Here is a 25,233-nt window from a genome sequence, read left to right as displayed (position 1 = left end):
TGACTGCGAATGAATGTGACTAAATGAACGCAATCGAATTCGACAAGGTCACGCTGACCTATGGGGGACGCCGGGTTTTATCCGACGTCTCCTTTTCTCTACCGCAAGGCGCCTTTGTCGGCCTGCTCGGCGCCAATGGCGCCGGCAAGACGACGATGCTGCGCGCCATTCTCGGCCTGATCAAACCGGCCGGCGGCGCCATTTCGGTGCTTGGCAAATCGCCGACGCGCGGCAACGCCGACATCGGCTATATGCCGCAGGCGCGGCGCGCGCTTGGCGATGTCGGCGTCAGCGGCCTCGACTTCGTGCTGAGTGCCGCCGGCGGGCATCGCTGGGGCTGGCCCGTCGCATCGGCTGCCGAGAAGGAGGCGGCGTGGAAGGCACTTGAAGAGGTGGGCGCCGGCAGCCTCGCGCGCCGTCCCTTGGGCGAGCTTTCCGGTGGCGAGCGCCAGCGCATCCTGATCGCGCAATCGTTGATCGGCAATCCGCAACTGCTTTTGCTCGACGAGCCGCTGATCAGCCTCGATGCGGGCCATCAGCGCGCGATCATCGACCTGGTGCACGACATCGGCGAGCGGCTCGGCATTGCCGTGCTGTTCTGCTCGCACGAGATCAACCCGCTGCTGCGCGCCGTCGACCGCGTGCTCTATCTCGGCAACCGCAAGGCGGCGATCGGTTCCGTCGACGAGGTCATCAGCGGTCCGGTGCTGTCGAAACTCTATGGCACGCATATCAATGTGGTGCGGGTTGCCGGCCGCATCTTCGTCATGGCCGACGATGTCGAACTGGAGAGCGGGGCGCATGTCCACGATCTTTGACTATGAATTCATGCGCAACGCCTTCTATGCCTGCACCATCGTCGGCATCGTTTCGGGCGCGGTCGGCTATTTCCTCGTGCTCCGGGGCCAGACCTTCGCCGGCCATGCGCTCTCCCATGTCGGCTTTCCCGGGGCCACCGGCGCCGGCCTGATCGGGCTGTCGCCGTTTCTCGGCCTCACCGTGTTCACCGTCGCCGCCGGCATCGGCATCGGCCTGCTCGGCGAACGCGCGCATCGCGACGTCGCCATCGGCATCGTTTTGACGCTGTCGCTCGGCTTGGGCTTGCTGTTTCTGCATTTCTACACCGCCTTCGCCTCGCAGGCGACCAACGTGCTGTTCGGCAATGTGCTGGGCATCAGCCTGCGCACCGTTATCGTGCTTGCGGTGCTGGCGGTGGCGATCCTTGTCGCGCTTTTGCTGATCGCGCGGCCGCTGCTGTTCGCCAGCCTGCAGCCGGAACTCGCCGAAGCGCGCGGCGTGCCGCTCACTCTTGTCTCGACCCTGTTCATGGTGCTGGTCGCCGTCGCCACGTCCGAGGCGGTGCAGATCGTCGGCGTGCTGCTCGTCTTCGCGCTGATGGTGGCGCCTGCAGCCACCGCGCTCAGGCTTACCAGCGGCGTCGGAGCCGGCGTGCTGACGTCCATCGCGCTTGCCGTGATCATCGCCTGGATCAGCCTGACGCTCGCCTTCCTGACCGACTGGCCGACGAGCTTCTGGATCACGGCGCTGGGCGCGGCGGCCTATGTCGTCAGCGGCATGGTCCGGCGCCCGTCGGTCCGAGAGACTCAGAGCGCCGACGCCGGCCCCTGAGGCTTGCCCTCCGGCGGGTCGATCGGGCCGGCTGGAGTGCAAAACTGACGTGAGGGAAATACACCCAAAAAAAGTCAGGTCTACAAATCGGCTCCTGAAACGTTTCAGCCGCGAAAGACAAATTCATCCAATCGCCTAGATCGCGACCTCTGTCGCGCCAAAGGGCCGCTCCGGAGCGGCCGGAACACCCGGAAAACCGCCATTTCAAGCGCATTTTGTAGCGGCGAATGGCGTCCGCGCGGCCGGTTGGAAGCTGGCCGGGAGGTGCAAAGGCGACCCCCCGCGGCCATCGCGGGCGGCGTTGACAGACCGCGGTGCTGCATGCGTATAGCAAGCCATGGGTCACGCCATGGCCGTGGCGGTTGAGACGGGGCTGGGGGGTTTCGTAACAACAGCATTGACGGCCCGGCGCCGGACGGGCGGCATGCACTCTCGAAGTGCGCCGCTCGCTCTTGGCTGACGCGCCGGCGACCCGGCAGCAGTCCTGGCCTGCGTTCTCTCGACCAGGCTCCGCAGAACGCCATCGTCTCAGCTTTTCGATCCGCATCGGTTCGAAGCGAACGAGGTGACGCCCTCTTAACCGATATTCGCTTCGCTACGTCCCCCTCCCCTGCTGGGCGAGGGGGACGCTGGCGATGAACCGCGCCGGCCGAGGTGTATCGGCACCGATCAGGCAAGCCTGACGACGTCGATCAAGCAAGCTTGACGACGAAGTGCTTGGTTACCGGCTCGATGATCTGCCAGGTGCCCTTGAAATCGGCTTCGACCACGAACGCATCGCCCGGACCGACCTCGACCGGCGTGCCGCCATCGGGCGTGATGATGATGCGGCCGGCGATCATGTGCACGAACTCATAGTCGGTGTAGGTGGCGTGATAAGTGCCGGGCGAGGCCCGCCAGGTGCCCGACAGCACCTTGCCGTCGGCGGTGGTGTGCTGCACGGCGGTCTGCATGGTCGGCCGGCCCGCCACAACGATCCAGCCCGGTAAGTCGCCGCCCTCGGCATGCTCGACAGCGCCGAATTTGAAAATGGTGGTGTTGGTCATGGGAGGCTCCGTTTGAATTGCATGGCTGCCGGTTGGATAGCCGATGCGTGTGACGGGAGCAACGCAAGGGCCGACCCCGGATGTCGGAGATTTGGCGAAGGAGGCGGGGAGCTAATCTCCCCCATCGAGGGGGAGATGTCGCCGAAGGCGACAGAGGGGTCGCCGCGCGTGGAGCGCCTGCCTTCACTTGCAGGATTGGGCCAGTCCGGTCGAACCGACCCCCTCTGGCCTGCCGGCCATCTCCCCCTCAAAGGGGGAGATCAGCGGCGTCGCCTCCTCCAATGTTGCACTGCGTTAGATTTGTTGCATTGCGATATCGACCCATAGGGCGGAGTCTTGGTCCGACTGTCAACGGTTGCAGCGCCGTGTCCCGTTGGGCGCAAAGCTGCCGCACGTATGATCCCGGCGCGATCGTTACTCGCCGAGGCGGGGTCATGCACCAGCACGAGGTGGCAAATCGTGTCAGCATCGTTCCGGCCCGATATCGAAGGACTGCGTGCCTTGGCGGTGGCAGGCGTGATCGCCTTTCATTTCGGCTTCACCGGCCTGCCCGGCGGCTTGACCGGCGTCGACATCTTCTTCGTCATCTCGGGCTATCTGATCACAAAACACCTGCTTGCCGAAATCACCGAGACCGGGCGGCTCAACCTGTGGCGCTTCTATGCCAGGCGCGCTCGGCGGCTGTTGCCGGCGTCGCTGTTCGTCATCCTCGCCACACTGGTGGCCGGCGCCTTCATCCTGTCGCCGGAGGAACAATCGCTCTATTCCAAAGGCGCCATGTTCGCCTCGGCCTACATGATCAATCTGTGGCTGATCCGCTGGTCGTTCGATTATCTCGCCGCCGATACGGCCAGCAACCCGTTTGTCCATTTCTGGTCGCTGTCGGTGGAGGAGCAGTTCTATGTCGCCTGGCCGGCGCTGCTTGTGCTGGCGGCATGGCTGCGCCCCGGCAAGCGCGGCGCGATCCTGGTGATCGGCATTGCCGGCCTCGTCTCGTTCGCCGTCTGCGCGTGGCTCACCACGGTCTCGCAGCCCTGGGCCTTCTATTTCTCGCCGCTACGCGCCTGGGAGTTCGCCGCCGGCGGGCTGGCCAGCATGGTGCCGCAGCAAGTCTGGCAAAACCGCCCGCGGCTCGCCACGCCGCTGGCGTGGCTCGGCCTAGCGCTGATTGCCGGCGCCTATCTTTCCTTCAGCGACGAAACGCCCTTCCCGGGTTTCCTCGCCCTGGTGCCGGTGGCCGGCACCGTGCTGTTGCTGCTGGCAGGAGCGGCGCACGCGCAGCAGGAGAGCGCTAAGAAAAGCCCGATCGAGGCACTGGCGCTGGCGCCGCTGCAATGGGTCGGCAAACTCTCCTACTCGATCTATCTCTGGCACTGGCCGGTGATCGTGTATGCCACGATGCTGACGCCGGAACTTTCGCCGCTGCAGCGGCTCGGCTGCTTGGCGCTGACGCTGGCGCTGTCGGGGTTCACCTATCATGTCATCGAGAACCCGATCCGTCGCAATGGCTGGCTGATGGCCAGTGCGGCGCGGGCGCTGGTGCCGGCCGTCCTCCTGACCGGCACCAGCGTCGCAGCCGCATATGCCAATGCCAGGCTGGCCGTCCACGATCTGGACCCTGAGCAGCGCAGCATTGCCGCCAGCGCCGCGCAGCCTTCCACGGCGCGCGCGGCCGGCTGTATTCTTTCCTTCGAGACGGTGACGCCGAAGGCCTGCGTGTTCGGCAACAAGGACGCCCCGCGCTCGATTGCGCTGTTCGGCGATTCGCATGCCGACCACTGGTCGACGCCGCTGATCGAGGCGGCGGCCAAGAACAACTATCGCCTCGTCACCTATCTCAAATCGTCCTGCCGTGCCTCGCGGGTGACGACCTGGAACTGGCGGCTGAAGCGCGACTACACCGAATGCGACCAGTGGCGGGAGCAATCGGTCAAGGACATTATCGCGTTGCACCCGCACATGGTGGTGATCTCGGAATTTTCGATCGGCAATGTGATGAAGGAATCGCCCGAGGAACTGAAGCACGCCGATGGGAACGAGGAGTGGAAGACCGGCCTGCGCTGGACGCTGGCGGCATTCAGCCGGGCCGGGATCAAGGTCGCGGTAATCCGGGACGTTCCCTACAATGGAAGCTATGCCGACAAATGCGTGGCGCGGGCGCTGTGGCGCGGGCAGGTGCCTGAAGTCTGCGACACGCCGAGGGACGCGGCGGCGAACGACGACATCGCCGCGGCCGAGCGCGACGTCGTGCGCAGCGTGCCCGGCGCCACCTATGTCGACCTGACCAGCCAGTTCTGCGACGCCCAAACCTGCCACGTGTTCATCAACGGCCAACTCGCCTTCCGCGACCGGCACCACCTGGCGACGCCATTTGCTGAATCACTGGAGCCGCTCTTGGAGAAGGCGGTGTTTTAGGGGGCGGCGAGGTAGGGGGACCTGACGGCTGACGCTCAGTTGATGCGAGCTATGCCACAAACACATCCTCTCGATGGTGAGCGAGGTAAGCCTGCTGCGGCGGGGTGAAGGTGCTAGTGCGCCAGACGGCGGGGGCTTCGGCAAAGCCGAAACTCTGCATCACCAATTGCTCGAATCCGAGCCGCCGCAAATCAGTCTTGTCGCTGGGATATGAGGACCTGCCCGCTATCTTCAAAACTGATGAAGCCACGGTCAAAGAGGTGGTCGGCATCAGGCGTGAGGAGCAGCCCGTTCATGCCGTCCAAGCGCTCCTGCGCGGAAGCGCATAGGCGCCAAGGCTTGATGTGGCTTGCAATCAGCAACGAGGGATTGGTGACCCCTGTGAGTCGGCACGAGCGCTCCATGGCTTCGACATTGGAACGAAATTTACCTTGGCCGCGACGAGCTTGAATGACGCTCGTCTTTACAGTGTCCTCGAGTTGGAGGTCGTCTCGGATACGGCGCTCAACGACGTCCTCTAAAATTTCATTGACGACTTCGAAAGTGAGACTGTTTGCGCCACCACGCCTCAAAGCTTCGCGGTCGAAAGCTGTACCCGCGACAATTGTGTGAAACACCTCTTGCGATACGCTCGCGAGATAGGCGTTTTGACGGCCTGATCCGGAGTTTGGGTCGATGGGCGAGTATCGGGCAGGCAGAAGCGGACCCAATTCGCCAATTATGTCCGACGGGCGCACCGTCGGCAGGAGCGGCGCCCAATACACCGGGAGAAGCCAACCTTCCTCGTTCCAATTGGCTCCAGTGTTCTTGAACTCCGGTGGTTTCGGTGCTGTGAATGCAAACTCCGCTACCCGACCAATATAGCGCACGGCTTGACCGAAAAAAGACAACACGAGGTCACCAGGTGTCGCCCGACGCATATTTTTGTAGAACTCGCTGCGTGCCCCATTCTTCTGAGTTTTGGGCGACCAGAGATATTGCCCGTCGATCTCTTGGCAGGCGGTCTGACTGTGATTTACCCACCAGAATTGCGACATCGTTTTTGATTTTAATAGTTGCCGTCGGCTGGGTAAGCTCTATTCGAGACCTGTCTCGCCTACAAGCATGGAGCCGACCTTATTGCCAGGTGCGACAGGCGGCGTAACTGCATCTTTCGGCGAGACGCCAAGAAGAGCGTAGGGCGACGATAGTCGCCGCCCCCACCCCGCTTGCAAATCGCCCCCCAAATGCCATCTACATCACAGGCGCACCGCCGGTGCGCGGCATCCACGGAGCATTCACTTGACGCAGCGAAGCGGCAGTGCGGACTTGCCGCTGCATGGCGGGCGGGTTCCGAAATGGCTGGGCGATCGTATGACGCGACTGGGCGCGGTGTTGTGCGAGGCGATCATCCATCACTATGGCCGCGACGAGCTGTTGCGGCGGCTGGCGCATCCGTTCTGGTTCCAGTCCTTCGGCGCCGTCATGGGCATGGACTGGCACTCCTCAGGCATCACCACCTCGGTCGTCGGCGCGCTGAAGCGCGGGCTGAACCCGATGTCGCGGGAGCTCGGCATCCATGTCTGCGGCGGGCGCGGCGCGCATTCGCGCAAGACGCCGCAGGAGCTGATGGCGATCGGCGAGCGCGTCGGCATCGATGGTGCGGCGCTTGCCACCGCCAGCCGCCTGGTCGCCAAGGTGGACAGTGCGGCCGTGCAGGACGGTTTCGACCTCTATCTGCACGGCTTCATCGTCACCGACGACAGCCGCTGGGTGGTGGTGCAGCAAGGCATGAACGGCGACAGCCGCCAGGCGCGGCGCTATCACTGGCTGTCGGAAGGGCTGACAAGCTTCGTCGACCAGCCGCATGCGGCGATCGAGGGCGAGCGGCAGGGCGAGATCGTCAACCTCACCGACCATCGCGCCGAGCCGTCGCGGACCGGACAGCTCGATTTGTTGAAGACCATGAGCCCGGAGCGGATCCTTGACGAGCTTGCCCTGCTGGAGCCGCCGCCGAAAGCGGAGCCTGCGAAGCCCCCGGCGCAGCCGATGCTGCCCAATCTGGTGCTGCCGGCACATCATGACGTGCGCGAGAGCGACATCGTCATGCACCGGCTGCACGGCAACATTTCCGCGGCAATAGAAAGCGGGCCGGCCGATTTTCCCGAACTGCTGCTGGTGCCCGGCGTCGGCGCGCGCACGGTGCGGGCGCTGGCCATGGTGGCGGAAGTGGTGCATGGCGCGCCCTGCCGCTTCTCCGATCCGGCGCGCTTTTCGCTTGCCCATGGCGGCAAGGACCGGCATCCCTTCCCGGTGCCGCTGAAAGTCTATGACGAGACGATCGCGGTGCTGAAATCGGCCGTCGGCAAGGCCAAGCTCGGCCGCGAGGAAGAGCTCGGCGCGCTGCAGCGCCTGGATGGCGAGGCGCGGCGGCTGGAGCGCTACGTCACCGGGCCGAGCCTTAAGGAGATCGTCGCCGGCGAGTTCGACCAGTCGCACCTGCTTGGCGGGCGCAGTGTGTTTGGGTGGGAGACGGCGGCGGAAAGCGACGACGGTTCAGACAGGGGCCGCCAGTAGCGGCCTGTCCATCATGCAGAGATAGTGCGCGGCCGATAGAAACACGTGCTCGGCTTGTTTTGATAATGCTTGCAAAGACCCATTTCTCAAGTGATGCTCTGCCAGGCGAGGCTCGGCATGAAGACATTCGCATGGACGTTGGTTTTCGTGCTGCTGGCGATTGGCGGCGCGATCGCCCAAACGACGCCTGAGCCTGCCATACTGGCATATACACCGCCGATGCACTTCGTCGTTGTGCGCAACAGCACGCCAGGATGCGAGCCGACATGCCCGGAATGGATTTCGGCGGAAGGTCACATCGTGGCCGGCACGCCAGCTTTGCTGAAGGCCTTGCTGAAAAAACTCGGCCCCCGCAAATTGCCTTTGGCGTTGAATTCCCCCGGCGGCGAGACCGATGCGGCGATGGCGCTTGGCCATATGATCCGCGCCAGCGGGCTCGACACGATGGTTGGCAAGACGGAGTTCTCCGAATGCGCGCCAGACACAAAAGCCTGCGGGCCGGGCGACCTCCGCTTCGGCGTCGCCAACCCCGTCGGCGCAGTCTGTTCGTCAGCTTGTACGATGGTTCTTGCGGGCGGCGTACGGCGCCTGGCAGACAGCCGCGCCTTTGTCGGCATTCACCGGATCATGCTGCCGACCGCCAAGAAAATCCACGGCAAGAAGACCATCGTCCTCGTTCCGATACCCAAATGGTATGAACGCAAGGTCGACAGCTATTTCACCGAGATGAAAGCAGGTTCGTGGATCGTATCGGCCATGCAAAAAATACCCGACGACAGCATACGATACCTCGTGACATACGAACTTTTGGACCTGAATCTGATAACCGAAACCGGTCACGGCGACACGCGCACCTCCATCGATATCTGCAAGACCACGCCGCCGGCGGGCAACTGCCGAACGGTCAGGCAATAGGAATAGCGGGCCACGTAGGTCGTCGAAGCGCCTGTTTCTCAACAGCAACCCTTCACTTTACGCGGCACCCTTCAACAGGTCTTCCGGCCGCCCCTCGACGAGCGCAGCAATATAGCTTTCCAGGCTGGTCGTGCCGCGCTCCGGGTTTTCCGGCTGCATCGGCTTGTCCAGCGTGGCCCCGGTCATGCGGGCATAGGACTCGGCCGCCGCTTTGGAGAAGCCTAGTTTTTCGTAGGTTTCTGTCCAGCGCTCCCGCGGCACCGTGACCACGCGCACGTTTTTGCGCAACGCCGCACTGAAGGCTGCGGCGACATCGGCGGCGGAGTAGCGCCGAGGACCCTCGATATAGTGCGTGCCGGTCTTGTCCGCCGGCTCCAGCAGACGTCTCGCCGCAGCCTCGCCGAGATCCTGCGGCGCCACCATCGGCAGCTCGAAATCCGCCGGGAAGAAGGAGGTGATGACGCCGTCGCGCCGCGCCGTCTCCAGGGCCTGATCCCAGTTGCTCATGTAATAGGCGGCGCGGTTGATGCTTGCCGGAATGGCCTGGGCCTTCAGCTTCTGCTCGAGGCCGTAAAGGACGGTGAGATCGCCGACACCCTCGCCGGCCTGCGCGCCATAGGTCGATTCCGCTACCACTTTTTCGAGGCCGGACCCCTCCAGTGCCGTCGCAATGGCGCCAACCGTCTTGCGCTCCTCGGCGTCGGTGTCGGTCGATGGATCGGCCGGCGGGTTGAGCAGAAACGCCCGCTTGCCGCGCCGCAAGACTTCACGCAGCGCCTCGACATCGAGCACATCGGCAACCGCGGCCTCCGCGCCCTGTTCAACCAACCATGCGGCCTTCGACTCGTCGCGCGTCACCACCGTGACATCCTCGCCCTGCCGCAACAGCGCCATTGCCGCCGCCGAGCCGACATGGCCGGTACCTCCAAGAATGACATGCATGGTCTCGTCCTTCCCTTGCTGATTCATGCCGGATTAATGGCTGGGGCGGCGAAGGGTTCAAAAATCGGGGGATGATGCTGACAGGGGCTGACGCCGGCTTTCCCCGCAATGCACAGCGCAGGGGTCGTTCGCATCTTGCAAAATTATGGAACGAGGTCGTGCCCAGCGAGTTATATTAGCGCAACCTTGAATAGGAGGCAGCTATGAGAAAGCTCCTGCTTGCTTCGGCTATCGCTATCACTGCGGCGGCGGCGATGATCGCCCCGGCGAATGCCGGCGGGCGCGTCGTGATCGGCATCGGCAACGGCAACTATGACGATGACTACAATGACAGCTATGGCGACTATTACGATCGCTACGCTCCTCGCCCCTACTACCAGTATGATGCCTACGATAACGGCTTCAGGTACCACAGGTATCACAGGCACCATCGCCATTGCCGCATAGAGTTGGTCAAGCATTGGCGCCATCATCACAGGATCGTCGAGGAAATTCGCGTTTGCGAACGGTGATCCGATAGGGTGAAACCGGTTCGGCCGGCATCTGCCGGCCGGCCACTTCCTGCGTGGCTGCCGGCCTTATCGCGGCTTCCGCATCAGTATCATCCCGTAATCCACGGCCAAAAGGTCGAGCCCGACCTTCAACAGCTTCACCACCACATCTCGTCCCTCGCCGGTGCGTTCGGCGAGCGCCTTCACCGACTGGCCTTCGAGACAGATCTGGCGGACCACTTCCGCCACTTCCCAGTGGGCCAGGGCGGCGACGGCGTGAGCATGAGCGCGGCCGGCGTTGAGCACGCGGTCGGGGATGCCGCCATTGATGCGGCCGCCGTCAATGCGCTCTTCCCACGGCATCGGCCGCAGCCCGTCACGCGAGGCGCGCTCGAAATCGTCGCGAAACCGCTGGCCGGCCTCACGCTGCTGGCGGGTCAGTGAGGTGATGCCGACCAGCGGATCGACATTGCGCACCCGCACGATGCCGCCGGTCGCGGTGTAGCCGTCATTGGAGACCTCGTAGACGCGCCGCGCCTCTTCGGTGCCGACGCTCAGCCGCTTGCGGCCGAAGCGATCGTCCTTCAGCGCGAAATCATGGCCGATCTCGCGGCGGATGCGCACCTGCTCGGCTTCGCCCGCAGGCAATTTCGGCGGTTTGGCTTTCTGCGCGGTTTTTTTGCTCATCGGGGGATCCTTGTGGGATTGGGTTGTTGAGCCGGAAGGTTGGCGTTCCTTCGCGCCCCCCTCTTCCCTGCCGGGCATCTCCCCCACGAGGGGGGAGATTGGCAGTGTCGGCGGCTGCGCCTCTGCAACGTTGGCAATTGGCGAAATCGGCGGCGATATCCGATCGCCCCCCTCGTGGGGGTTGAGGAGTGGTCCGCGAAGCGGACGGAAAGCCAATTGCTTGGCTTTCCGAGCGACGAACGTCCGGCAGGACAGAGGGGGGCGCTGTCCCGCCGGCTTTCGATCATTGGTGGGGTCGTCCGAAGGCGAGGAACGGAGCCCAGCCGCTCACACCACCTCCGCCACAGGCCGGTGGAAGCGCGCCTGGTGGTATTCGCAGTAGCTTTTCAGCGCCCTTGTGCGCAGGCCGCAGCACAGCATCTCCAATCCCGGCCGGCTGCCGGGAGGGTCTTTGTCGGGGTCTTCCTCCAGCGTCAGGTCGAGCGGCGCGCGGCAGCGGTCGAACAGGCAGTCGATGAAGCGCATGGCGGCGACATGCGGCTGACGCCCGAGCGAGGCAGGGAGCGGCGCCGGCACATTGAAGCGGTAGATTTCGCCGTCCACCACCAGCCGTCCTTCGCCCGGGATCGAGGGCGCCGGACGGGCTGGCAACAGAGGCCTGGCCGATGGCTGACGGGTCGGTTTGGCGGCCGGTTTGACCGGCGCGGCCTGCTTCGAAACTCCTACTTCCGTTACGGGCTTGCTTGGCTGCGCCGGCGGATTCCTCTTGGCGGTATTCTCGTTTGCCGCAGTCTTCCCCGTCGCATTCTTCCTCGGTCGGCCGCCGGACCTGCCGCCTCTGGGGTTGGCGAAGCCGATGGTCTTCAACGCGCTGTTGCGGTGGACGATGCCGATGATGGCATTGCGCGAGACCGGACTGCCGCGCAGCGCCGTGAAGCGCACGGCGATCCCTGTGGCCGACAGGCCATCCCTCAGCCAGACGGCGATCTCCTGCAATTCGGTGTCGGTATAGGCAGTCATGTCGGTATCCATTGATTGCGCGCGCAAAGGCCGAGCGCCGGCCCCGAGGGCCCACGGGAAAAAATCAGAGCGGATGGTCGGTGCGGTCAGCCGATACTGGCGGCCGGCAGCGAGCCGGCGAGATGCCGCAAGGCGGCTTCGGCGGCCGCTTTGGTGAGGGCGGAAACCGCCCTGCCCGTCAGCCGGTCGAACAGGATGACGGTGCCATCTTCCGTGCGGATGCAGGAAATACCCTGCCCGCCGGAGACAGCCCTTGGCGCACCGGCGGCGCCATGGGCTGAAGAGGTGGCCGGAGCCGGGAGAGGAGCGGCTCCGGCCGTTCCGGTCGATCGGGGGGACGACGGTTCGACCGGATCCGGGGCAAGAGCCCCGGTTTGCGTCCGGACCGGGGAGGAGGACAGCCCGGACGATGGGAGAAAGCTGACGATGTCTGCGGAAACGCTTGCGGTTTGTTCGATCATGCGCTAAGCGTACGATATGTACGAAACGTACGCAAGCGAAATCGTACATATTGGACGATAAATTTCAGGCAATTTGTACGATGCAGGAACCGAGGCACAGATTGCAGCAGGCACGGGCGGAGGCGGGTTATGCCTCGCCGAGCGACGCGGCGCGGGCATTGCGCGACATCAACAAGAACACGCTGATCAGTCACGAGAACGGTAACCGGCCGCTGTCGCGCAAAGCGGCGGAGAAATACGGCCGCTTGTTCGGCGTCGATCCCGGCTGGCTCTTGTTCAACGGCGACGGCGGCAGCCTTGCGGGGGGCCATTTCGGCTTTGACGAGTCGGGCCGGCAGATCCCGATGCCGTCGCTGGCCACCGTCGATGTGCCCATCGTCTCGTGGATCAGCGCCGGCGAACTCGGCAGCCAGGATACGGTGGTCAATCTCAGCGACTATCCGACCATCCCCACCACCGATCTGGAGCAGGGCCAATGGATTGCGCTGCGCGTCGACGGCCCGTCGATGAACAAGATCTCGCCACCGGATTCGATCATCTTCGTCAACCTCAGGGACAAGCGGCTGGTGACCAATGGCTGCTATGTCATTTCGGACGAAAGCGGCCAGGCCACCTACAAGCGCTATCGCCCCAACGAGAACCCGCCCTTCCAGCCGGCCTCCTACATGGACATCCCGCCGCCGGCGCTCGAAGGCGCCATCACCATCATCGGCCGGGTGAAGCGCTCGATGATCGATATGTGAGGGAGAAGGCGGTGAGGCGCAATCTCCCGCCTCGAGGGGGAGATGGCCGGCAGGCCAGAGGGGGTCGCCGCGCGTAAGGCGCTGACATCCTCTGTCCGCGATAGGAAGTCGCGTCAGGACGTACCGACCCCCTCTGTCGCCTTCGGCGACATCTCCCCCTCGAGGGGGGAGATTACGCGCCCAAAAACTCGTTCGTGAAATACCCCCCGAAATCCGGCTTCTCCTTCAGAACCTTGCCATCGCCATCGAGCAATATGCCGGCCCTGAAGAGGTAGGTTCCGATCGCCTCGATCTTGGCCCTGGCGATGGTGCCGATGACGCCGTCCTGGCTGCGCAAGAAGTGTCCGTCGACCAACATTTTCAGCGAAGCGTGGATCAGCGCCGGGTCGGTCAGCGCATCCCTGTTGGAAGCGATCAGCAGATCGCCGGCTTCCTGCGGGTGATCGCAGGCAAATTGGTAGCCGCGCCGCGTTGCCTCGACGAAGGCCGATACGGCCTTCGGGTTTGCCTGGAGATATGCATTGCTGGAGGCGATCAAGGTGGTGTGCTCGTCGGGCACGCCGTAGTCGGCGTAGCGGAAGCCGCGCTGCCTGACGCCTTTCAGCTCGGCAGCGACGCCTTCCCAGGTCGAGACCTCCAGCGTGAAGTCGACCGAGCCGTTGGCCAGCGCCTCATAGGCCGAGGTGCCTAATGTCACCGTCTCGAAAACGCCCTTGCCGCCATCGTGGCGGATGATGGTCGAGATCAGCGTGTTTTCCCAGGCGCTGCCGAAGCCGCCATAGGTCAGACCGTCGAGATTCCTGGGACTCTTGATCTCGCCGCGATCCGCGTTGAAGACCAACCGGCCGGTCTCCTGCTGGACCACGGCGTAGACCGCCTTGAGATCGGCGCCGGCAGCCCGCTGGGTGAACAGGCCGACGCCGGCAATGCCGAAATCGGCGATGCGGTTGGCGACCAGCGTGCCGCCGCCAGTATCGCCATAGGGCAGGATCTCAACATCGAGCCCGACCTCGTGGTAGAACCCTTTGTCGCGGGCAACGAACAGGCCGACATGGTTGGTGTTGACCGTCCAGTCGAGCGCGACGGTGATTTTTTGCGTAGCCGCATGAGCGCGAGAGGCAAGCGGCAGTCCGGCAGCCAGCGTCAGCAGCAAAGCCTGCCGGCGTGTGAATTCGGTCATGAAAAACTCCTTTGAGCGGTCTGCGGGAACGAGGGCCGGTCAGTCCCGGGATTGAGCAGCGTGTCGAGGATGTCGGCTTCGAGCGCGGCGGCCTGGCGCGCGGCATCGCTGCCGGTGGTGCGCGGGCGCGGCAGCGGCACGGCAATCTCGCCGATGATGCGGGCCGGCCGCGCCGACATCAGATAGATGCGATCGGAGAGGTAGACGGCTTCGCGCACGTCATGGGTGATCAGCAGCGCCGTCCAGCGTTGGCGCTGCCACATGCCTTCCAGCCAGCGCTGCATACCCGCGCGGGTCAGTGCATCCAGCGCGCCAAAGGGCTCGTCGAGCAGCAGCATGTCGCGCTGCTGCACCACGGTGCGCAAAAGGGCGGCGCGCTGGCGCATGCCGCCGGAAAGCTCGGCCGGCCAGGCGCGCTCGAAACCGGCAAGGCCGAACTCAGCGAACAACGGCGCGACGCGTTCGCGCGCCGCCTTGCGGCCAAGACCCTGCACTTCCAGCCCCAGCGTCACATTGTCGATGACGCGCCGCCACGGCATCAGCGCGTCGCGCTGCGGCATGAAGGCGAAGGGGCTGCCCTGCAATGGCGCGCCGTCGAAGCGCATGTCGCCCTCGCCTTTCAGCGCGCCGGTCAGCAACTGGAACAGCGTCGACTTGCCGGCGCCGGAAGGGCCGAGGATGGAGACGAACTCGCCGGCCGCGACATGAAGCGAAATGCCGGCGAGCACCTCAAGCGCGCCGAAGTTCTTCCTGATGTCCCGGAGTTCGAGCCGCGTCATTGACGGTTCTCTTCTGCAGCTTCAACCTTGCCGTCGCGGCTTTCGCTCCCTGCATTCTCCCAAGGCATGGCGAAGCGCTGGACGAGCACCGCAATGGCGAACAAGACAAGCGTGAGCGCGGCGCTGACGGCGACCGCGGCGAGCACCAGATCGGGCCGAAAGTTGTTCTTGGCATTGAGCATGTAGATGCCCAGCCCCTTCGCCGCCCCCGCATATTCGGCGAAGATCGCGCCGACGACGGCGTAGGTGATGGAGATGCGCAGCCCGGCGAAGAAATAGGGCAGCGCCGAAGGCAGGCGCGCCAGCCAGAAGATGCGCCAGCGCCCTGCCCCCATGGTGGCGAGCATCTGCGAAATCGCCTTGCTGGTCGCGGCAAAACCCTCGACCAGCGCCACCATCATCGGGAAGAAGGTAACGAGCGCCACAAGCAAGATTTTTGGCATCAGCCCGAAGCCGAACCACAGTACGATGAGCGGCGCAATCGCGACCAGCGGCAAGGTCTGGCTGACAATCAGCAGCGGAAACAGCGCGCGGCGCAGCGGGGCCAAGAAATCGACCACCGCCGAAAGCACGAAGGCAGCGACCAACGAGCAGGCGAAGCCGGCTGATGTGGCGCGGATGGTGGGCAGCGTGTTGTCGGCAAGGGCAGCGCGATGCTCCCAGGCCTGCTGCAGCACGCGCGACGGCGCCGGCAGCATGGTGGGCGCAGCGCCACCATAGCGGGCGTAGAGCTCCCACGCCGCGAGGAGCAGGGCGGAGGCGCAGGCGGCGGGGATGGTCTTGGCGATGGCTGCGGCTAATCTCCCCCCTCGAGGGGGAGATGTCGCCGAAGGCGACAGAGGGGGTCGTCTCGCATAGAGCGCCCACGCCTTGCCGATGCGAAAAGGACGTCGGCGCTCCACGCGCTGGGACCCCCTCTGGCCTGCCGGCCATCTCCTGCTCGAGGGGGGAGATTCGTGGGCATCGCGGTCTTCGCCAATCGCCAATGGCTCCCCTCCTCTCTGTGCTGAGGGGTCAGAGGCATCTCCTCCACGCAATGGGTCAGATAAACCAGCCACGGCAATATCCTCAAGGAACGACGCTTGAGCCGCGGCTCAGACGGCGCTCGGGCTGTTCGCCGAGATCGTGATGTCGAGGGTGACGTGGCCGGCGCCGGGGCCGAAGCGGCAGAAGGCCTCGTTGAGCGTGGCAAACACCGCACCGGCATCGCCACGCAATTTGGTGCAGAAGTTCTTTGAGCGCTCAAAGACGCCGGACTGTTTCAGGAAATCGATGCAGCCGTAGATCTCGTCCATATGGTCGCCCGTGCCCATAACGTAGAGCGAGAACTGCGCCGCCACCGGCTGGCCGGTCGACGGCGTGGCCTGGACAGCGCGGATCGCGGCGATCTTGCGCTCGTCCAGCGGAATGGCGGGGCCGCCGGTCTCGTCGGAGCGGCAGATCGGATCGTCGGGCTCGCCCGGACAGCCGCGCGAGACCGCCGCCGAAAGCACGCAGTGCTTGCCGCTTTTGGCCGCCGCGACGAACAGGTCGCGCATGGCGGGAAACAGCACCTCGGGCGGCCCGACCATAAGGGTCGAGATGTCATCGGTTTCGATCCGCAGCCGGTCGCGCCAGGGATCGAGCGCGCCGAGCGCGCCGAGGATGACGCCGACGAAATCGTCGGTCATGGGATAAAGGGAAATCTGTGCGCCTGAAAACATCGCCCGCCTCGCTCCGCTGGTATTATCCAGATCAGCTTTAGGGTCCGAAGGCTTGCCGCCCTCATCTCAGCCCCGACGATACGGAGCACCCCTGTGGATGGGCGGGTTAAAGCACCGTTCGCGGCATTGGGGAAGCCGTTTGTTGAGGCACTGCGGGAAAGTGTTTTGGGCCAGACGTGCCGGGCGCCCGGGCGTTAACAGACGACTCGTCAGTTCGTTGCGTTATAACGTATCCACGAACTTCTTATAACTGCGTTGAAATTCAAGCTGATAAACGTAATTATAAGAAAACGGCAGAGACTCCGCGCAGCCCTTACGGTTTCTGGATTTCCTTATCCGCGACCCCATCCGGACTGTGCTCCTGCATCGCTCGGGCTTGCCTGTGCTGGTCCCCTCGCCCCAGCGCTACGCCATCCACAAGCTGATCGTCGCCTCGCGACGCGGGCCGAGCGCTGGCGCCAAGCGGGAGAAGGATCTCCATCAAGCGCGCCTGCTGACCCAAGCGCTCGAAGCCACGCGTCGCCAGGACGACCTTGCCTTCGCCTTCATGGAAGCGTGGGAGAAGGGCGAAAACTGGCGCGAGACGATCCGGGGCGGCTTGAACCTGTTCGACGCCGCCACGAGGGAAAACAGTCACACCATCCTGGGGAAATCCCTCCGCGAAATTGGTGCGACTCCTGAAGGATTCACGATGCGGGATTAGCTGAAGCGACCGCTGCTATATTCATTTCCATCGTCCCAACCGTACGAAATTGGCTTGACGCTTATTCGTACATAAAGTACGATATCTCTTTTCGCAGAGAGGAATGTCCTTGAGCACAGCGAACCATGTTGCCTTCGCCGATCTCTCTCGGCCTTTGCTGTCACCCCCGTCGTTGCCGCCGCCTTTGTTGCCGCCGCCTTTATTGCCGCCCCCTTTGTTGCCCTTGTCATTCGATCAGTGCGAACGCCTCGCCGGGGCTTGGCGAATGGCCAGCCAAGACATCGCCGACGACATCCGCTTCATCCGCCAATATCTGAAAGTCGTTGCCGAGAAGGACGAGAGGCTGTCGACCGGCACCCTTGTTCACAGCCGCGCCTATGTCGAGGCCTGCGCCGGCTGGCTGCCACAGACTGTAACGCGCTATCTGCGCCACCTGCGCCAGATCACCGAATGCGAACTGACCATGACAGCTGCCGGCATTCGCTTTGCGCTGTCGAGTTATGCCTGGGAGGCATGAGGGCGCCTGTCGCCAAACACAAGGAATTGCGCTGCCCGTCGCAGGCGCAATTCGTCAGGTTGAGAGGCTCGGGCGCGCCTGAACGGCGGGCGCCAAGGATGGCCCCGGCCAGCGAATTCCGGCCTTGCTTTATTTCGACTGGCCTTATTTCTGGCCTTATTTCGATTTGGCTTTGCCGGACTTTGCGGCGGCAGGCTTCGCCGCCTTTGGCTTGGCGGCTGCCTTGGCGGGCTTGGCGTCAGCTTTCTTCGCCGCCTTTTTGGGCTTGGCGACCGCGCCATCGACTTCAGCCGTGGCCTGCTCCCAGTGTTCCTGATGCGCGCCTTCAGGCCGGCCGGCCTTTTCCCAGATCTCGTGCGCGCGCTGGCGAATGCGGTCCTGTTTGTCGTCCGTCACTTAAGCCTCCGTGGTTGGGTCCGGTCGGTTGGTCCAGATTCCACGAAAACATTAGCCGAAAATTCGACCGGCGTCTTGAGTGACGAGACATCTCAGCGCGGGTCGGAAATCACCGCAACGCCGAGCAGCGCCGCTTTCTTGACGATCAGCCCGGCGAGGTCGGCATCCGAACGATCGGTGCCGGTGCGCTCCCGCAGGAGCGCGATCGCTTCCTTCATCGATAACAGCGCCGTGTTGCGCTCGGCCAGCAACTTGTCGCAACACGCCGCAACATTGGCGGAGTTCGGGGTCTCGACATGCGGCAACATGGCAATTCTCCTTTCATCATGTTCGTCATTCGGCCCTGCCGCCCTTTTGGGAAGAACGACAGGGCCGTATCACCGATGAATGGTTAGGTTGTCGAGCGTTACTCGACCACCTCGACAATCCTGCGCGTGCTGGGGTCGACCAACACGGTATGGTTGTCGACGACGGCGTATCTGTACTGAACGTCGGGAACCTCCTGCAGCTCGACAGTGTCAGGCAAGGCAGTGCCGACATTCAATTCGACGCCGAGCAGATTGACCGAGGCAAGCGGATGTTTCTTTACGTATTGGTGCACGACCGTGCGCTGTTCCGGGGTGATGATCACCTGCTGCTGTGCCGGCTGCGTGACGATGACCTCGTCGGCGGCGGCAATGCCGATACCAGCGATCATGGCGAGCCCGGCGACGGCGGGAATAAGGATGGTTTTCATCTTCGTCTCCTGTCGTTGTTGGCGAGCTCCGCCGTGTTCCCGCATGAGGCGAAAACAGCGCAGATCGAGGTGGCGGGCTCCTGGAGGCAAACGCAGCCGGTACGGTCTTGTTCCGCAAGCGGAGACTAAATTGATCGGCTTCCGGTCATGCCAGCAGAACCCGCACCCGCAAGATTCGCATTGAAGCACAATCCCTCAGGAGACCTTCGACATGGACGATGCACGGCTCCAATTCCGGTGGCGATCGCGGCCGGCGCCGGCATTGATCCGGTGACCGCGTCGCGCCCGGCCAAGACCGGAACCGACCGCCTTCGTGCCACGCCGTGAAGTTTCAAGCAAAGGTCATTGCTTCGGCGGCTGCGCAGGCACCTCGCCAGGCTTGATCACCGGCGTCTTGCCCTGATCCGGCGGCGGCTGCGTCATACCCTGGTCACCACTGGGCGGCGGCTGCAGCACGCCGCCGCAGGGACCGAGCGTGCTGGACGATTCGCCACCGCCATTGGCGGCCGGCGGCTTCTGACCATCGTCCTGAGGCTGCGCCTGGCAAGGCGCGGCAGGGCCGTGCTGGTCGCTATTGTCCTGCGCGGCCGCCGGGTCGACCAGCGCCAAGAGCAGCACGCATGGGATGAGGGGGAAAGTCTTCATGGTCCAGCTCCTCTGGATTCATCACCTTGGCAAAGCAGACTAGTCCTTGGCAAAGCAGACTGGCGGCAATTGGTTCCACTGAAGCTGGAGTGGTTGCTGGAACCTGGCAGCCGGAAGTGAGTTCCACCTTCTCGACGCTAAGCCGCCCAGAGGAGGCAATCATGGAACGAAACAGAAAACCCAATGACGAGGTCGAGGCGCCACCGAGCAAAAACGATGCCCGCGACAGGATCGCCAATGATGAAGTGGAAGCGCCGACGCCGCGCCGGCAGGATTGGGATGCGCTGCGTGGCGCAACGGTCCTGCCCGACGGAGCAGATGAGGAAAGCCTGCCGGACACCACCGGTGTCGAGAAGGAAGGCGAACTGCCCGAGGAGGATGACGACAACCCCTACCAAGACAGTGACGATGCCTTGCCCGACGACGCCGAGGAAGCCGCCATTGGTCACGACCTGGCGAGGCGCGGCGGCCCGTTCGACGACGTGTAAGGCAGCGACCGCGGACTTTCGAGAGGTTTCCCGGGACGTCCACGCCGTCACCAGTTGGACCAAGTATGAGCTGAAGGCGATGCCGGAGCATCGCGATATTTCGAAGGATCCGGCTGGCCGGATCCTTCGTTTAAGGCGCCTTGGCGGTTTGGCTTAGCCCTTGTGGTCAAGGGCTGGACGGCGACAATCTCGGCACCTTCGACAGCCGAGAAGCAGCCGAGAAGCACGAACGCGAAGCCCAATATTTCAAGCGCCGTCGAGGCCGCTCGCCTGAAATCTTCAAAGTGCGCAAGAAATCCCCGCCGCGGGCGGTGCAGACACGCTCCGGCATCGCGGCGCTGCGAACCGGGCCATCGACCGCCGGCACTTGAGTGCCGACGGGCTCTGACCTTCAATTCGACCCGGGATCGCCGAGCGCCTCGGTGACGAAGGACGCCGCGATCAGGTCGTCGGCGTCGAGGCGTAGGGAGCCTTCGACACCTCCCATGATGGCTGCGACCTTCTGGAAGGTCTGCATCTCGTGTTCAGTAACGCTGGCGTCTCGCATCCTGGCTTTCAGATCGGCGATGCGTCGGCCCAGTGAGGCCGACGTTCCGATTTCTCTTTTCGACATGGTGGCCTGCTCCTCCCCCAACCCATGCTGTGGACGTACTCAAGTCTGCCTATATATAAGGCAGCGCGAATACAGTCGCCGCAACGCGCGATATCTGGGAAGGTTCCGGCGCCAAATAGTCACGAAATAATACGTGGTGGGACTCGGGTATGTTAAGCGCCGACGCGGCGATAGACACCGCAGCCAGCGGCTGCGGCCATCGGCCTGGCCAACCCGTGTCGCGGGTCGCGAATGCGGGTCGGACTTTGATCGCCGCGCGCGAACAGTCAGCGAGAGGCCGGAACCACGCCGGACACCGAGCGCGCCGTTTCGGGCGAAAACACCACGAAAGCAAAAACCAGAACGGCAGCGGCGATAATGAGCGAGCCGCCGGCGACGATCGGTTCAAGCGCCGGGTTTCCCTGCAGCATCACGTACAGCGCCGGCAGCATGATCACCAAGCCGAGAGTGTAGAGCCCGTAGTGGATCATGGCGACGCGACGCGCCGCCTTTTGCGGATTGAGCGCGTAGTAGCCGCCGAAGATGGCGCTCGTCACCCAACCGAGCAGATTGATATGCGCGTGCGCCGGAAAAGCGGCGTGGTCGCCCGAGATCGCCATCTGCAGGCCGGCCGCAATCCCCAACATCAGGAACAAGATGGCAGTTTTGAAAAAGAGTTCCGAAATCCTCGGCATGTCATTTCTCCCCCTATGCGGTCTGCGACCGCTTGCGTCCTGGAGAATACACCCACGCGCAGAAATTTTCCACGCCGCGCTTATGGGCCATGCCTGCACAGCTTTTTGCACGCTGTTCGACTTTTCTGGTTGCCGCAACCCGGCGCCGCCCCGCTACGGCGTCAGCAAGATGTCGGCGCCCGCTCGCTCGTCGAAAACCACCGCGCAGCCGCGCCCCAGCGCCACTGCCGACAGCGCGTTGGCCACCGTCTCGTCCGGCGATACGAAATCACCGGTCAGCACTCGCAACTCCTCCACCGCCCTGGCCATTGACACGCAGTGCCCGGCAACGCGATCGCTCGTGCAGGCGTCAATGACGCTGACGAGGTCGATCATCTCGAACTGGCCCATACCTGCCTCCACAAAAACAGCGTCCCGTCGCGGATATGAACGCCGAGGCGAGAGACAATGTTCCGCAGGTCCGATGCCCAGGCGGAGCACTCGACAGCCCGACCTGGAACGGGCCGGCCGGCGACAACCGCTTCGCTTGACAATAGGCCCTGTTTGTTCTCTATTTGTTCGGCAAAAACGCCTCTCACAACAGACGCGGCTAATGCTGCAACGCCGCAAAGGGAACGGTCGGGATGGAGCCCACCATCCTGCATGCGGATCTCGACGCCTTCTACGCCTCGGTCGAGCAGCTGCTCGACCCGGCGCTCAGGGGCAAGCCGATCGCCGTCGGCGGCGGCGTCGTGCTTGCCGCTTCCTACGAAGCCAGGGCTTTCGGCGTGCGCGGCGGCATGCCCGGACGACGCGCGCGCGAGCTTTGCCCCGGACTGATCTTCGTCGGCGGCCATTTCGCCGACTATCAGCGGCTGGGCCACGCCGCCATCAAGGTGCTCGACGATTTCACGCCGCTGGTCGAGCGGATTTCCATCGATGAAGCCTTTGCCGACGTCGCCGGCTGCACGCATCTGTTCGGGTCGCCGGCCGAGATCGCCGCCACGGTGCGTCGGCGCGTCCGGGCAGAGCTCGGCCTGCCGATCTCGATCGGCGTGGCGCGCACCAAGCATCTGGCCAAGATCGCCTCGCAGGTGGCCAAGCCCGACGGGCTGGTGGTGGTCGATCCGGACACCGAACTTGCCTTCCTGCATGATCTGCCGGTCGGGCTGATGTGGGGCGTCGGCCCGGCGACCAGAGCGCGGCTGGCCGAGATCGGCATCGAGACCATCGGCCAGTTGGCAAAGACGCATGGTGGGGCGCTGCGAAGGTTGCTCGGGCCCGCCGCCGGCGAAAAGCTGGCGTCGCTGGCATGGAACCGCGACCCGCGAAAGCTCGAAACCCACAGGCGGTCGCATTCCGCCGGCGCGCAGTCGGCGCTTGGCAGACGGCCGGCCGAGGCGCGTATCTTCGGACCCGTCCTGCTGCATCTGGCAGACGGGGTCGCCAGCCGGCTCAGGGCGAAATCACGGCCCGGGCGCACGGTGACGGTGCGCGTGCGTTTCGCCGATCTGCACGCGGTCACACGCTCGCTGACGCTCGAGCAACCGATTTCGGCAACCGCGATGCTGGCCGAAATCGCCGGGGAGCTGGTGCGCGGCGTGCTGGCCGCCAACCCTCGGGAGAAGACCATCTCGCTGCTGGCGATCTCGGTGTCGCAGCTGGAAGAAAGTGCCGAGCTGCAGTTGGAGCTGCCGCTCGGGCTTGCCGATGAAAAGCAGCGACCCGGCAGCAGGCAAGGCCTGGCGCGCTTTGGCGCCGACCGCGCCATCGACAAGATCCGCCAGCGCTTTGGCAGAGAGGCTGTCGGCTATGGCGCCGTGGCGCTGGAAGCCCGGCGCTCGGTTCCCGATGCCTTCCGCGAACTGGCGGAAAGGGAACTGTGAGTGCGGCGCGACGGCAAGGCCAATGTTTAGGCTGGGCCAGTCCGCGCTGCATTGCCGCTCTGTTTGAGCAGGCCGACCAACCAGGCCAGACCCGCCGCAGTTTCGGACATTTTTCGCACCGCAACCCGGCCACGCCATGCACGCCCAAGAACAACGCTTTATCGATGAAGGTGGACTTGCAGTTAGTGCATCGGGACCAAGAAAACCCGGGACGGGACGACGGCGCCGCGAAGGTTGACAGTGCCGATCCGTCTGGCATTATCGCGTAAGCTTGGAGGATTCACTATGAAGAAAACCTATTCGAAGCCTGTTCTGGTCAAAAAAGGCAAGCTTTCGCAGGTTACGGCGCTCGCCAATGGAGCGGGTTCCGGCCCGATCGAGTGAGGTCGTTGAGTCGGACTGTCGCCTGATCTGGCGGCCTCGCCTGACACTGGAGATGCGGCATGAAGAAGACCTATTCGAAGCCGGTGCTGGTCAAGAAGGGCAAGCTCTCGCAGGTTACAGCCGACAATGGTAACGGCTCCGGGCCGGTCGCAGTCTAGCAGCCGATTATCCGACGCCTCGTGCCGTCTGGCCGGGAACAGGGCTTTGGGTGCCCGACGTGGAGAGTGGAAAATGAAGAAAACCTATCTGAAACCGGTGCTGGTCAAAAAAGGCAAGCTCTCGCAGGTCACCGCGAACGGTGCTTCCAATCCGCGATAAACCCTTTCACCCCGATTAATCGCGACACGCTTCAGCGCACAACCATCAGATCGTCGAGCACGAGCTGCCAATAGTGGCTCGTGGAGAGGCGCACGCGCGTCACTGCCGCCAGCATCGGCGCATAGTGGACGGGCGCCAGTGCCGACAGGACGATCGTGTCGCTGGCGATCAGCCGGTCGCCAAGCCAGCTCTCGACCAGTGCGGTTTCGCCTTCGGACTTCAACCATGCCGCTGTCAGCATCACGGAATGGAACCCGAACGGTTTGTCGCTCGAGAATTCGGCCGGGTGTCCGCTGCTCGTATAGCAGACATGGTCTCCCGAGATATTGCCGTTGACGTAGCCTTCGCTGCCTTCGGTATGATCGCGCGCCAGTGCGTTCAGGTTGAACCAGGTCAACCCGGCATAACCGGACGGCACCTTGCGCAGGCCGCGCGTCGTGACATCGTCGAAACCGATGGCCTGCAAGGACGCGGCGCTGTCGACAGCCGCGTTCTCGGGCGACAGCAGGCCGAGCTCGGTCGGGTAGGCCGACAAGGCCAGTCGTCGTTCCATGCCATCGCCGGTGACTTCGATCGCGTCGGCGTCATCGGGCAGATCGAGACGGAAGCCAGCCCCAGCACTTAGCGGATGCACTGCCACCTCTTGCCCTTTCGCCATCACCGAGATGCTCGCCGAAGCACCGTCCGCTACGCGGCCGCTGAGCCGGCGTATCGCAAACAGGCCGACCGGCTGCAGCATTGCTTCCGAGGCCAGCCCGGTGGGCGAGCCCGGCAGCGGCCGGAGGTGCTGCGACTGGACCTCGTTGGCGCTGCTGGAGCGCCAGCCGGGCGGAACCGACACGGTGAAGCGGTAGCTGCCCGGCACATGGATGGGCGCGGCCCGACGTTTCGCCGACGCCAGGAAATTGGCAAAGCCGCCGCGATTGCTCCGCGCCGCGGCGACGAAGCGGCCGTGGCCATCATGCAGTCTGACCATGATGCCGGCCATCGGGCGGTCGCCGAGCCCGTAGCGGCCGTCGCGATCGGCATCGAAATAGACAAAGGACGAATGATTGAGCTTGCCGTGGTTGCCCGACCAGTCGCGGCGCACGGCGTAGTCGTTGGCCGGATCTTCACGAAGCCGGGCTCTGCGACGAGACCGCGCCAGCCGCCAGGCCAAAGCCGCAACGACAGCGGCGAGCCCGACAAGGAGTATTGCCTTGATCACGGACGGCTCAAGCAATGCTGTCGGCATCTGGATCTCCTGCGCATGCATCGATCATATATCGATGCTGCAGGCGCTTGAGCAACCGGACACGGGACCGGCGGACCACGGCATCGGCGTCAC

32 protein-coding genes and 1 riboswitch are annotated in these 25,233 nt (G+C 64.0%); of the genes, 14 read left to right on the top strand and 18 right to left on the bottom strand.

Annotated elements, in window-relative coordinates:
• Positions 1–23: 23 nt before the first annotated feature.
• Both NLY36_RS27645 and NLY36_RS27640 read left to right on the top strand, forming a co-directional pair.
• Complete coding sequence (locus NLY36_RS27645) at positions 24–818, top strand: metal ABC transporter ATP-binding protein (RefSeq protein WP_023735454.1); 795 nt, start codon at positions 24–26, stop codon at positions 816–818.
• Positions 802–1,629 (top strand): metal ABC transporter permease, encoded by an 828-nt coding sequence (locus tag NLY36_RS27640; RefSeq protein WP_023685454.1) that lies wholly within the window; start codon positions 802–804, stop codon positions 1,627–1,629. Before NLY36_RS27645 ends, NLY36_RS27640 begins: the two co-directional genes overlap by 17 nt.
• 692 nt (positions 1,630–2,321) lie before the next feature.
• Here the strand turns inward: NLY36_RS27640 and NLY36_RS27635 are convergent.
• Positions 2,322–2,675, bottom strand: a complete 354-nt coding sequence (locus tag NLY36_RS27635) for a cupin domain-containing protein (RefSeq protein WP_023672492.1) — start codon at positions 2,673–2,675, stop codon at positions 2,322–2,324.
• Between the two features lie 459 nt (positions 2,676–3,134).
• Here NLY36_RS27635 and NLY36_RS27630 point away from each other — a divergent pair, with 459 nt between their 5' ends.
• Positions 3,135–5,090 carry an acyltransferase family protein gene (locus NLY36_RS27630; protein WP_023735455.1) on the top strand — a complete coding sequence of 652 codons (1,956 nt, stop codon included), beginning with the start codon at positions 3,135–3,137 and terminating at the stop codon, positions 5,088–5,090.
• 191 nt (positions 5,091–5,281) lie between these two features.
• On the opposite strand, the gene NLY36_RS27625 is transcribed toward NLY36_RS27630, so the two are convergent.
• Positions 5,282–6,127 carry an HNH endonuclease gene (locus tag NLY36_RS27625; protein ID WP_031249101.1) on the bottom strand — a complete coding sequence of 282 codons (846 nt, stop codon included), beginning with the start codon at positions 6,125–6,127 and terminating at the stop codon, positions 5,282–5,284.
• 244 nt (positions 6,128–6,371) lie between these two features.
• Between NLY36_RS27625 and NLY36_RS27620 the strand changes: the two genes are divergently transcribed.
• Both NLY36_RS27620 and NLY36_RS27615 read left to right on the top strand, forming a co-directional pair.
• Entirely contained in the window at positions 6,372–7,646 is a 1,275-nt protein-coding gene (locus tag NLY36_RS27620) for a DUF763 domain-containing protein (protein ID WP_023735456.1), read from the top strand.
• 147 nt (positions 7,647–7,793) lie between these two features.
• Positions 7,794–8,561, top strand: coding sequence for a COG3904 family protein (locus tag NLY36_RS27615; RefSeq protein WP_156933462.1), 768 nt, complete (start codon positions 7,794–7,796; stop codon positions 8,559–8,561).
• Between the two features lie 57 nt (positions 8,562–8,618).
• Here NLY36_RS27615 and NLY36_RS27610 read toward each other — a convergent pair whose 3' ends face one another.
• A complete protein-coding gene (locus tag NLY36_RS27610) occupies positions 8,619–9,503 on the bottom strand; it encodes an NmrA family NAD(P)-binding protein (protein ID WP_023689003.1) in 885 nt (294 codons plus the stop codon).
• A 203-nt stretch (positions 9,504–9,706) separates the two neighbouring features.
• Here NLY36_RS27610 and NLY36_RS27605 point away from each other — a divergent pair, with 203 nt between their 5' ends.
• The gene (locus NLY36_RS27605; RefSeq protein WP_023735458.1) at positions 9,707–10,015 is read left to right on the top strand and encodes a hypothetical protein; all 309 of its coding nucleotides are present in this window, start codon (positions 9,707–9,709) and stop codon (positions 10,013–10,015) included.
• A 66-nt stretch (positions 10,016–10,081) separates the two neighbouring features.
• Here NLY36_RS27605 and NLY36_RS27600 read toward each other — a convergent pair whose 3' ends face one another.
• From NLY36_RS27600 to NLY36_RS27590, 3 genes are all read right to left on the bottom strand, one after another.
• Positions 10,082–10,681 (bottom strand): DUF6456 domain-containing protein, encoded by a 600-nt coding sequence (locus tag NLY36_RS27600; RefSeq protein WP_023735459.1) that lies wholly within the window; start codon positions 10,679–10,681, stop codon positions 10,082–10,084.
• Between the two features lie 327 nt (positions 10,682–11,008).
• Positions 11,009–11,701 carry a GcrA cell cycle regulator gene (locus NLY36_RS27595; RefSeq protein ID WP_023735460.1) on the bottom strand — a complete coding sequence of 231 codons (693 nt, stop codon included), beginning with the start codon at positions 11,699–11,701 and terminating at the stop codon, positions 11,009–11,011.
• An 86-nt stretch (positions 11,702–11,787) separates the two neighbouring features.
• Positions 11,788–12,162 (bottom strand): hypothetical protein, encoded by a 375-nt coding sequence (locus tag NLY36_RS27590; protein WP_023693857.1) that lies wholly within the window; start codon positions 12,160–12,162, stop codon positions 11,788–11,790.
• Positions 12,163–12,242: 80 nt separating this feature from the next.
• On the opposite strand from NLY36_RS27590, the gene NLY36_RS27585 reads away from it, so the two are divergent.
• Complete coding sequence (locus NLY36_RS27585; protein WP_023727016.1) at positions 12,243–12,905, top strand: LexA family transcriptional regulator; 663 nt, start codon at positions 12,243–12,245, stop codon at positions 12,903–12,905.
• Positions 12,906–13,077: 172 nt separating this feature from the next.
• Here the strand turns inward: NLY36_RS27585 and NLY36_RS27580 are convergent, their stop codons facing one another.
• From NLY36_RS27580 to NLY36_RS27565, 4 genes are all read right to left on the bottom strand, one after another.
• The gene (locus tag NLY36_RS27580) at positions 13,078–14,085 is read right to left on the bottom strand and encodes an ABC transporter substrate-binding protein (protein WP_023735461.1); all 1,008 of its coding nucleotides are present in this window, start codon (positions 14,083–14,085) and stop codon (positions 13,078–13,080) included.
• Complete coding sequence (locus NLY36_RS27575; RefSeq protein WP_023689010.1) at positions 14,082–14,864, bottom strand: ABC transporter ATP-binding protein; 783 nt, start codon at positions 14,862–14,864, stop codon at positions 14,082–14,084. The genes NLY36_RS27580 and NLY36_RS27575 overlap by 4 nt, the downstream gene beginning before the upstream one ends.
• The gene (locus NLY36_RS27570) at positions 14,861–15,703 is read right to left on the bottom strand and encodes an ABC transporter permease (RefSeq protein WP_023735462.1); all 843 of its coding nucleotides are present in this window, start codon (positions 15,701–15,703) and stop codon (positions 14,861–14,863) included. The genes NLY36_RS27575 and NLY36_RS27570 overlap by 4 nt, the downstream gene beginning before the upstream one ends.
• Positions 15,704–15,958: 255 nt before the next feature.
• Entirely contained in the window at positions 15,959–16,567 is a 609-nt protein-coding gene (locus tag NLY36_RS27565) for a YkoF family thiamine/hydroxymethylpyrimidine-binding protein (protein WP_023670364.1), read from the bottom strand.
• A riboswitch (TPP riboswitch) is annotated at positions 16,558–16,670 on the bottom strand. (Overlaps the previous gene by 10 nt.)
• Before the next feature lie 252 nt (positions 16,671–16,922).
• Here NLY36_RS27565 and NLY36_RS27560 point away from each other — a divergent pair.
• A complete protein-coding gene (locus NLY36_RS27560) occupies positions 16,923–17,270 on the top strand; it encodes a GSU2403 family nucleotidyltransferase fold protein (RefSeq protein WP_023735463.1) in 348 nt (115 codons plus the stop codon).
• Positions 17,271–17,535: 265 nt separating this feature from the next.
• Positions 17,536–17,787, top strand: a complete 252-nt coding sequence (locus NLY36_RS27555; protein WP_023735464.1) for a hypothetical protein — start codon at positions 17,536–17,538, stop codon at positions 17,785–17,787.
• A gap of 156 nt (positions 17,788–17,943) precedes the next feature.
• Here NLY36_RS27555 and NLY36_RS27550 read toward each other — a convergent pair whose 3' ends face one another.
• The 4 genes from NLY36_RS27550 to NLY36_RS27535 form a co-directional block, all read right to left on the bottom strand.
• Positions 17,944–18,183: a DUF2934 domain-containing protein gene (locus NLY36_RS27550; RefSeq protein ID WP_023684825.1), complete on the bottom strand. Its 240-nt coding sequence runs from the start codon at positions 18,181–18,183 to the stop codon at positions 17,944–17,946.
• A gap of 92 nt (positions 18,184–18,275) precedes the next feature.
• Positions 18,276–18,491 carry a hypothetical protein gene (locus NLY36_RS27545; RefSeq protein ID WP_023670360.1) on the bottom strand — a complete coding sequence of 72 codons (216 nt, stop codon included), beginning with the start codon at positions 18,489–18,491 and terminating at the stop codon, positions 18,276–18,278.
• 98 nt (positions 18,492–18,589) lie between these two features.
• On the bottom strand, positions 18,590–18,919 hold the full coding sequence (locus tag NLY36_RS27540) for a DUF1236 domain-containing protein (RefSeq protein WP_023670359.1): 330 nt from the start codon (positions 18,917–18,919) through the stop codon (positions 18,590–18,592).
• Between the two features lie 342 nt (positions 18,920–19,261).
• Positions 19,262–19,564, bottom strand: coding sequence for a hypothetical protein (locus tag NLY36_RS27535; RefSeq protein WP_023689013.1), 303 nt, complete (start codon positions 19,562–19,564; stop codon positions 19,262–19,264).
• Positions 19,565–19,725: 161 nt separating this feature from the next.
• On the opposite strand from NLY36_RS27535, the gene NLY36_RS27530 reads away from it, so the two are divergent.
• The gene (locus NLY36_RS27530) at positions 19,726–20,052 is read left to right on the top strand and encodes a hypothetical protein (RefSeq protein WP_023730341.1); all 327 of its coding nucleotides are present in this window, start codon (positions 19,726–19,728) and stop codon (positions 20,050–20,052) included.
• A gap of 140 nt (positions 20,053–20,192) precedes the next feature.
• Positions 20,193–20,423: a hypothetical protein gene (locus NLY36_RS27525; RefSeq protein ID WP_023702926.1), complete on the top strand. Its 231-nt coding sequence runs from the start codon at positions 20,193–20,195 to the stop codon at positions 20,421–20,423.
• Between the two features lie 20 nt (positions 20,424–20,443).
• Here the strand turns inward: NLY36_RS27525 and NLY36_RS27520 are convergent, their stop codons facing one another.
• From NLY36_RS27520 to NLY36_RS27510, 3 genes are all read right to left on the bottom strand, one after another.
• The gene (locus tag NLY36_RS27520; RefSeq protein WP_023693867.1) at positions 20,444–20,665 is read right to left on the bottom strand and encodes a hypothetical protein; all 222 of its coding nucleotides are present in this window, start codon (positions 20,663–20,665) and stop codon (positions 20,444–20,446) included.
• 266 nt (positions 20,666–20,931) lie between these two features.
• The gene (locus NLY36_RS27515) at positions 20,932–21,339 is read right to left on the bottom strand and encodes a heme-copper oxidase family protein (RefSeq protein WP_023695509.1); all 408 of its coding nucleotides are present in this window, start codon (positions 21,337–21,339) and stop codon (positions 20,932–20,934) included.
• A gap of 153 nt (positions 21,340–21,492) precedes the next feature.
• A complete protein-coding gene (locus tag NLY36_RS27510) occupies positions 21,493–21,729 on the bottom strand; it encodes a hypothetical protein (protein WP_023670353.1) in 237 nt (78 codons plus the stop codon).
• A 233-nt stretch (positions 21,730–21,962) separates the two neighbouring features.
• Here NLY36_RS27510 and dinB point away from each other — a divergent pair, with 233 nt between their 5' ends.
• From dinB to NLY36_RS27495, 3 genes are all read left to right on the top strand, one after another.
• The gene (gene dinB / locus NLY36_RS27505; protein WP_023735466.1) at positions 21,963–23,204 is read left to right on the top strand and encodes a DNA polymerase IV; all 1,242 of its coding nucleotides are present in this window, start codon (positions 21,963–21,965) and stop codon (positions 23,202–23,204) included.
• A gap of 285 nt (positions 23,205–23,489) precedes the next feature.
• The gene (locus tag NLY36_RS27500) at positions 23,490–23,588 is read left to right on the top strand and encodes a hypothetical protein (RefSeq protein ID WP_023670351.1); all 99 of its coding nucleotides are present in this window, start codon (positions 23,490–23,492) and stop codon (positions 23,586–23,588) included.
• A 59-nt stretch (positions 23,589–23,647) separates the two neighbouring features.
• Positions 23,648–23,746, top strand: coding sequence for a hypothetical protein (locus tag NLY36_RS27495; protein WP_023684816.1), 99 nt, complete (start codon positions 23,648–23,650; stop codon positions 23,744–23,746).
• Between the two features lie 191 nt (positions 23,747–23,937).
• Here NLY36_RS27495 and NLY36_RS27490 read toward each other — a convergent pair whose 3' ends face one another.
• Positions 23,938–25,140, bottom strand: a complete 1,203-nt coding sequence (locus tag NLY36_RS27490) for a hypothetical protein (protein ID WP_031249103.1) — start codon at positions 25,138–25,140, stop codon at positions 23,938–23,940.
• Positions 25,141–25,233: the final 93 nt, after the last annotated feature.

Origin of the sequence: Mesorhizobium sp. C399B (genome assembly GCF_030323185.1) — a bacterium.
In the GTDB taxonomy this organism is placed as follows: Bacteria; Pseudomonadota; Alphaproteobacteria; order Rhizobiales; family Rhizobiaceae; genus Mesorhizobium.
Note: the sequence above shows the minus strand (reverse complement) of the source record. Positions and strands in the feature narration are given on the sequence as shown.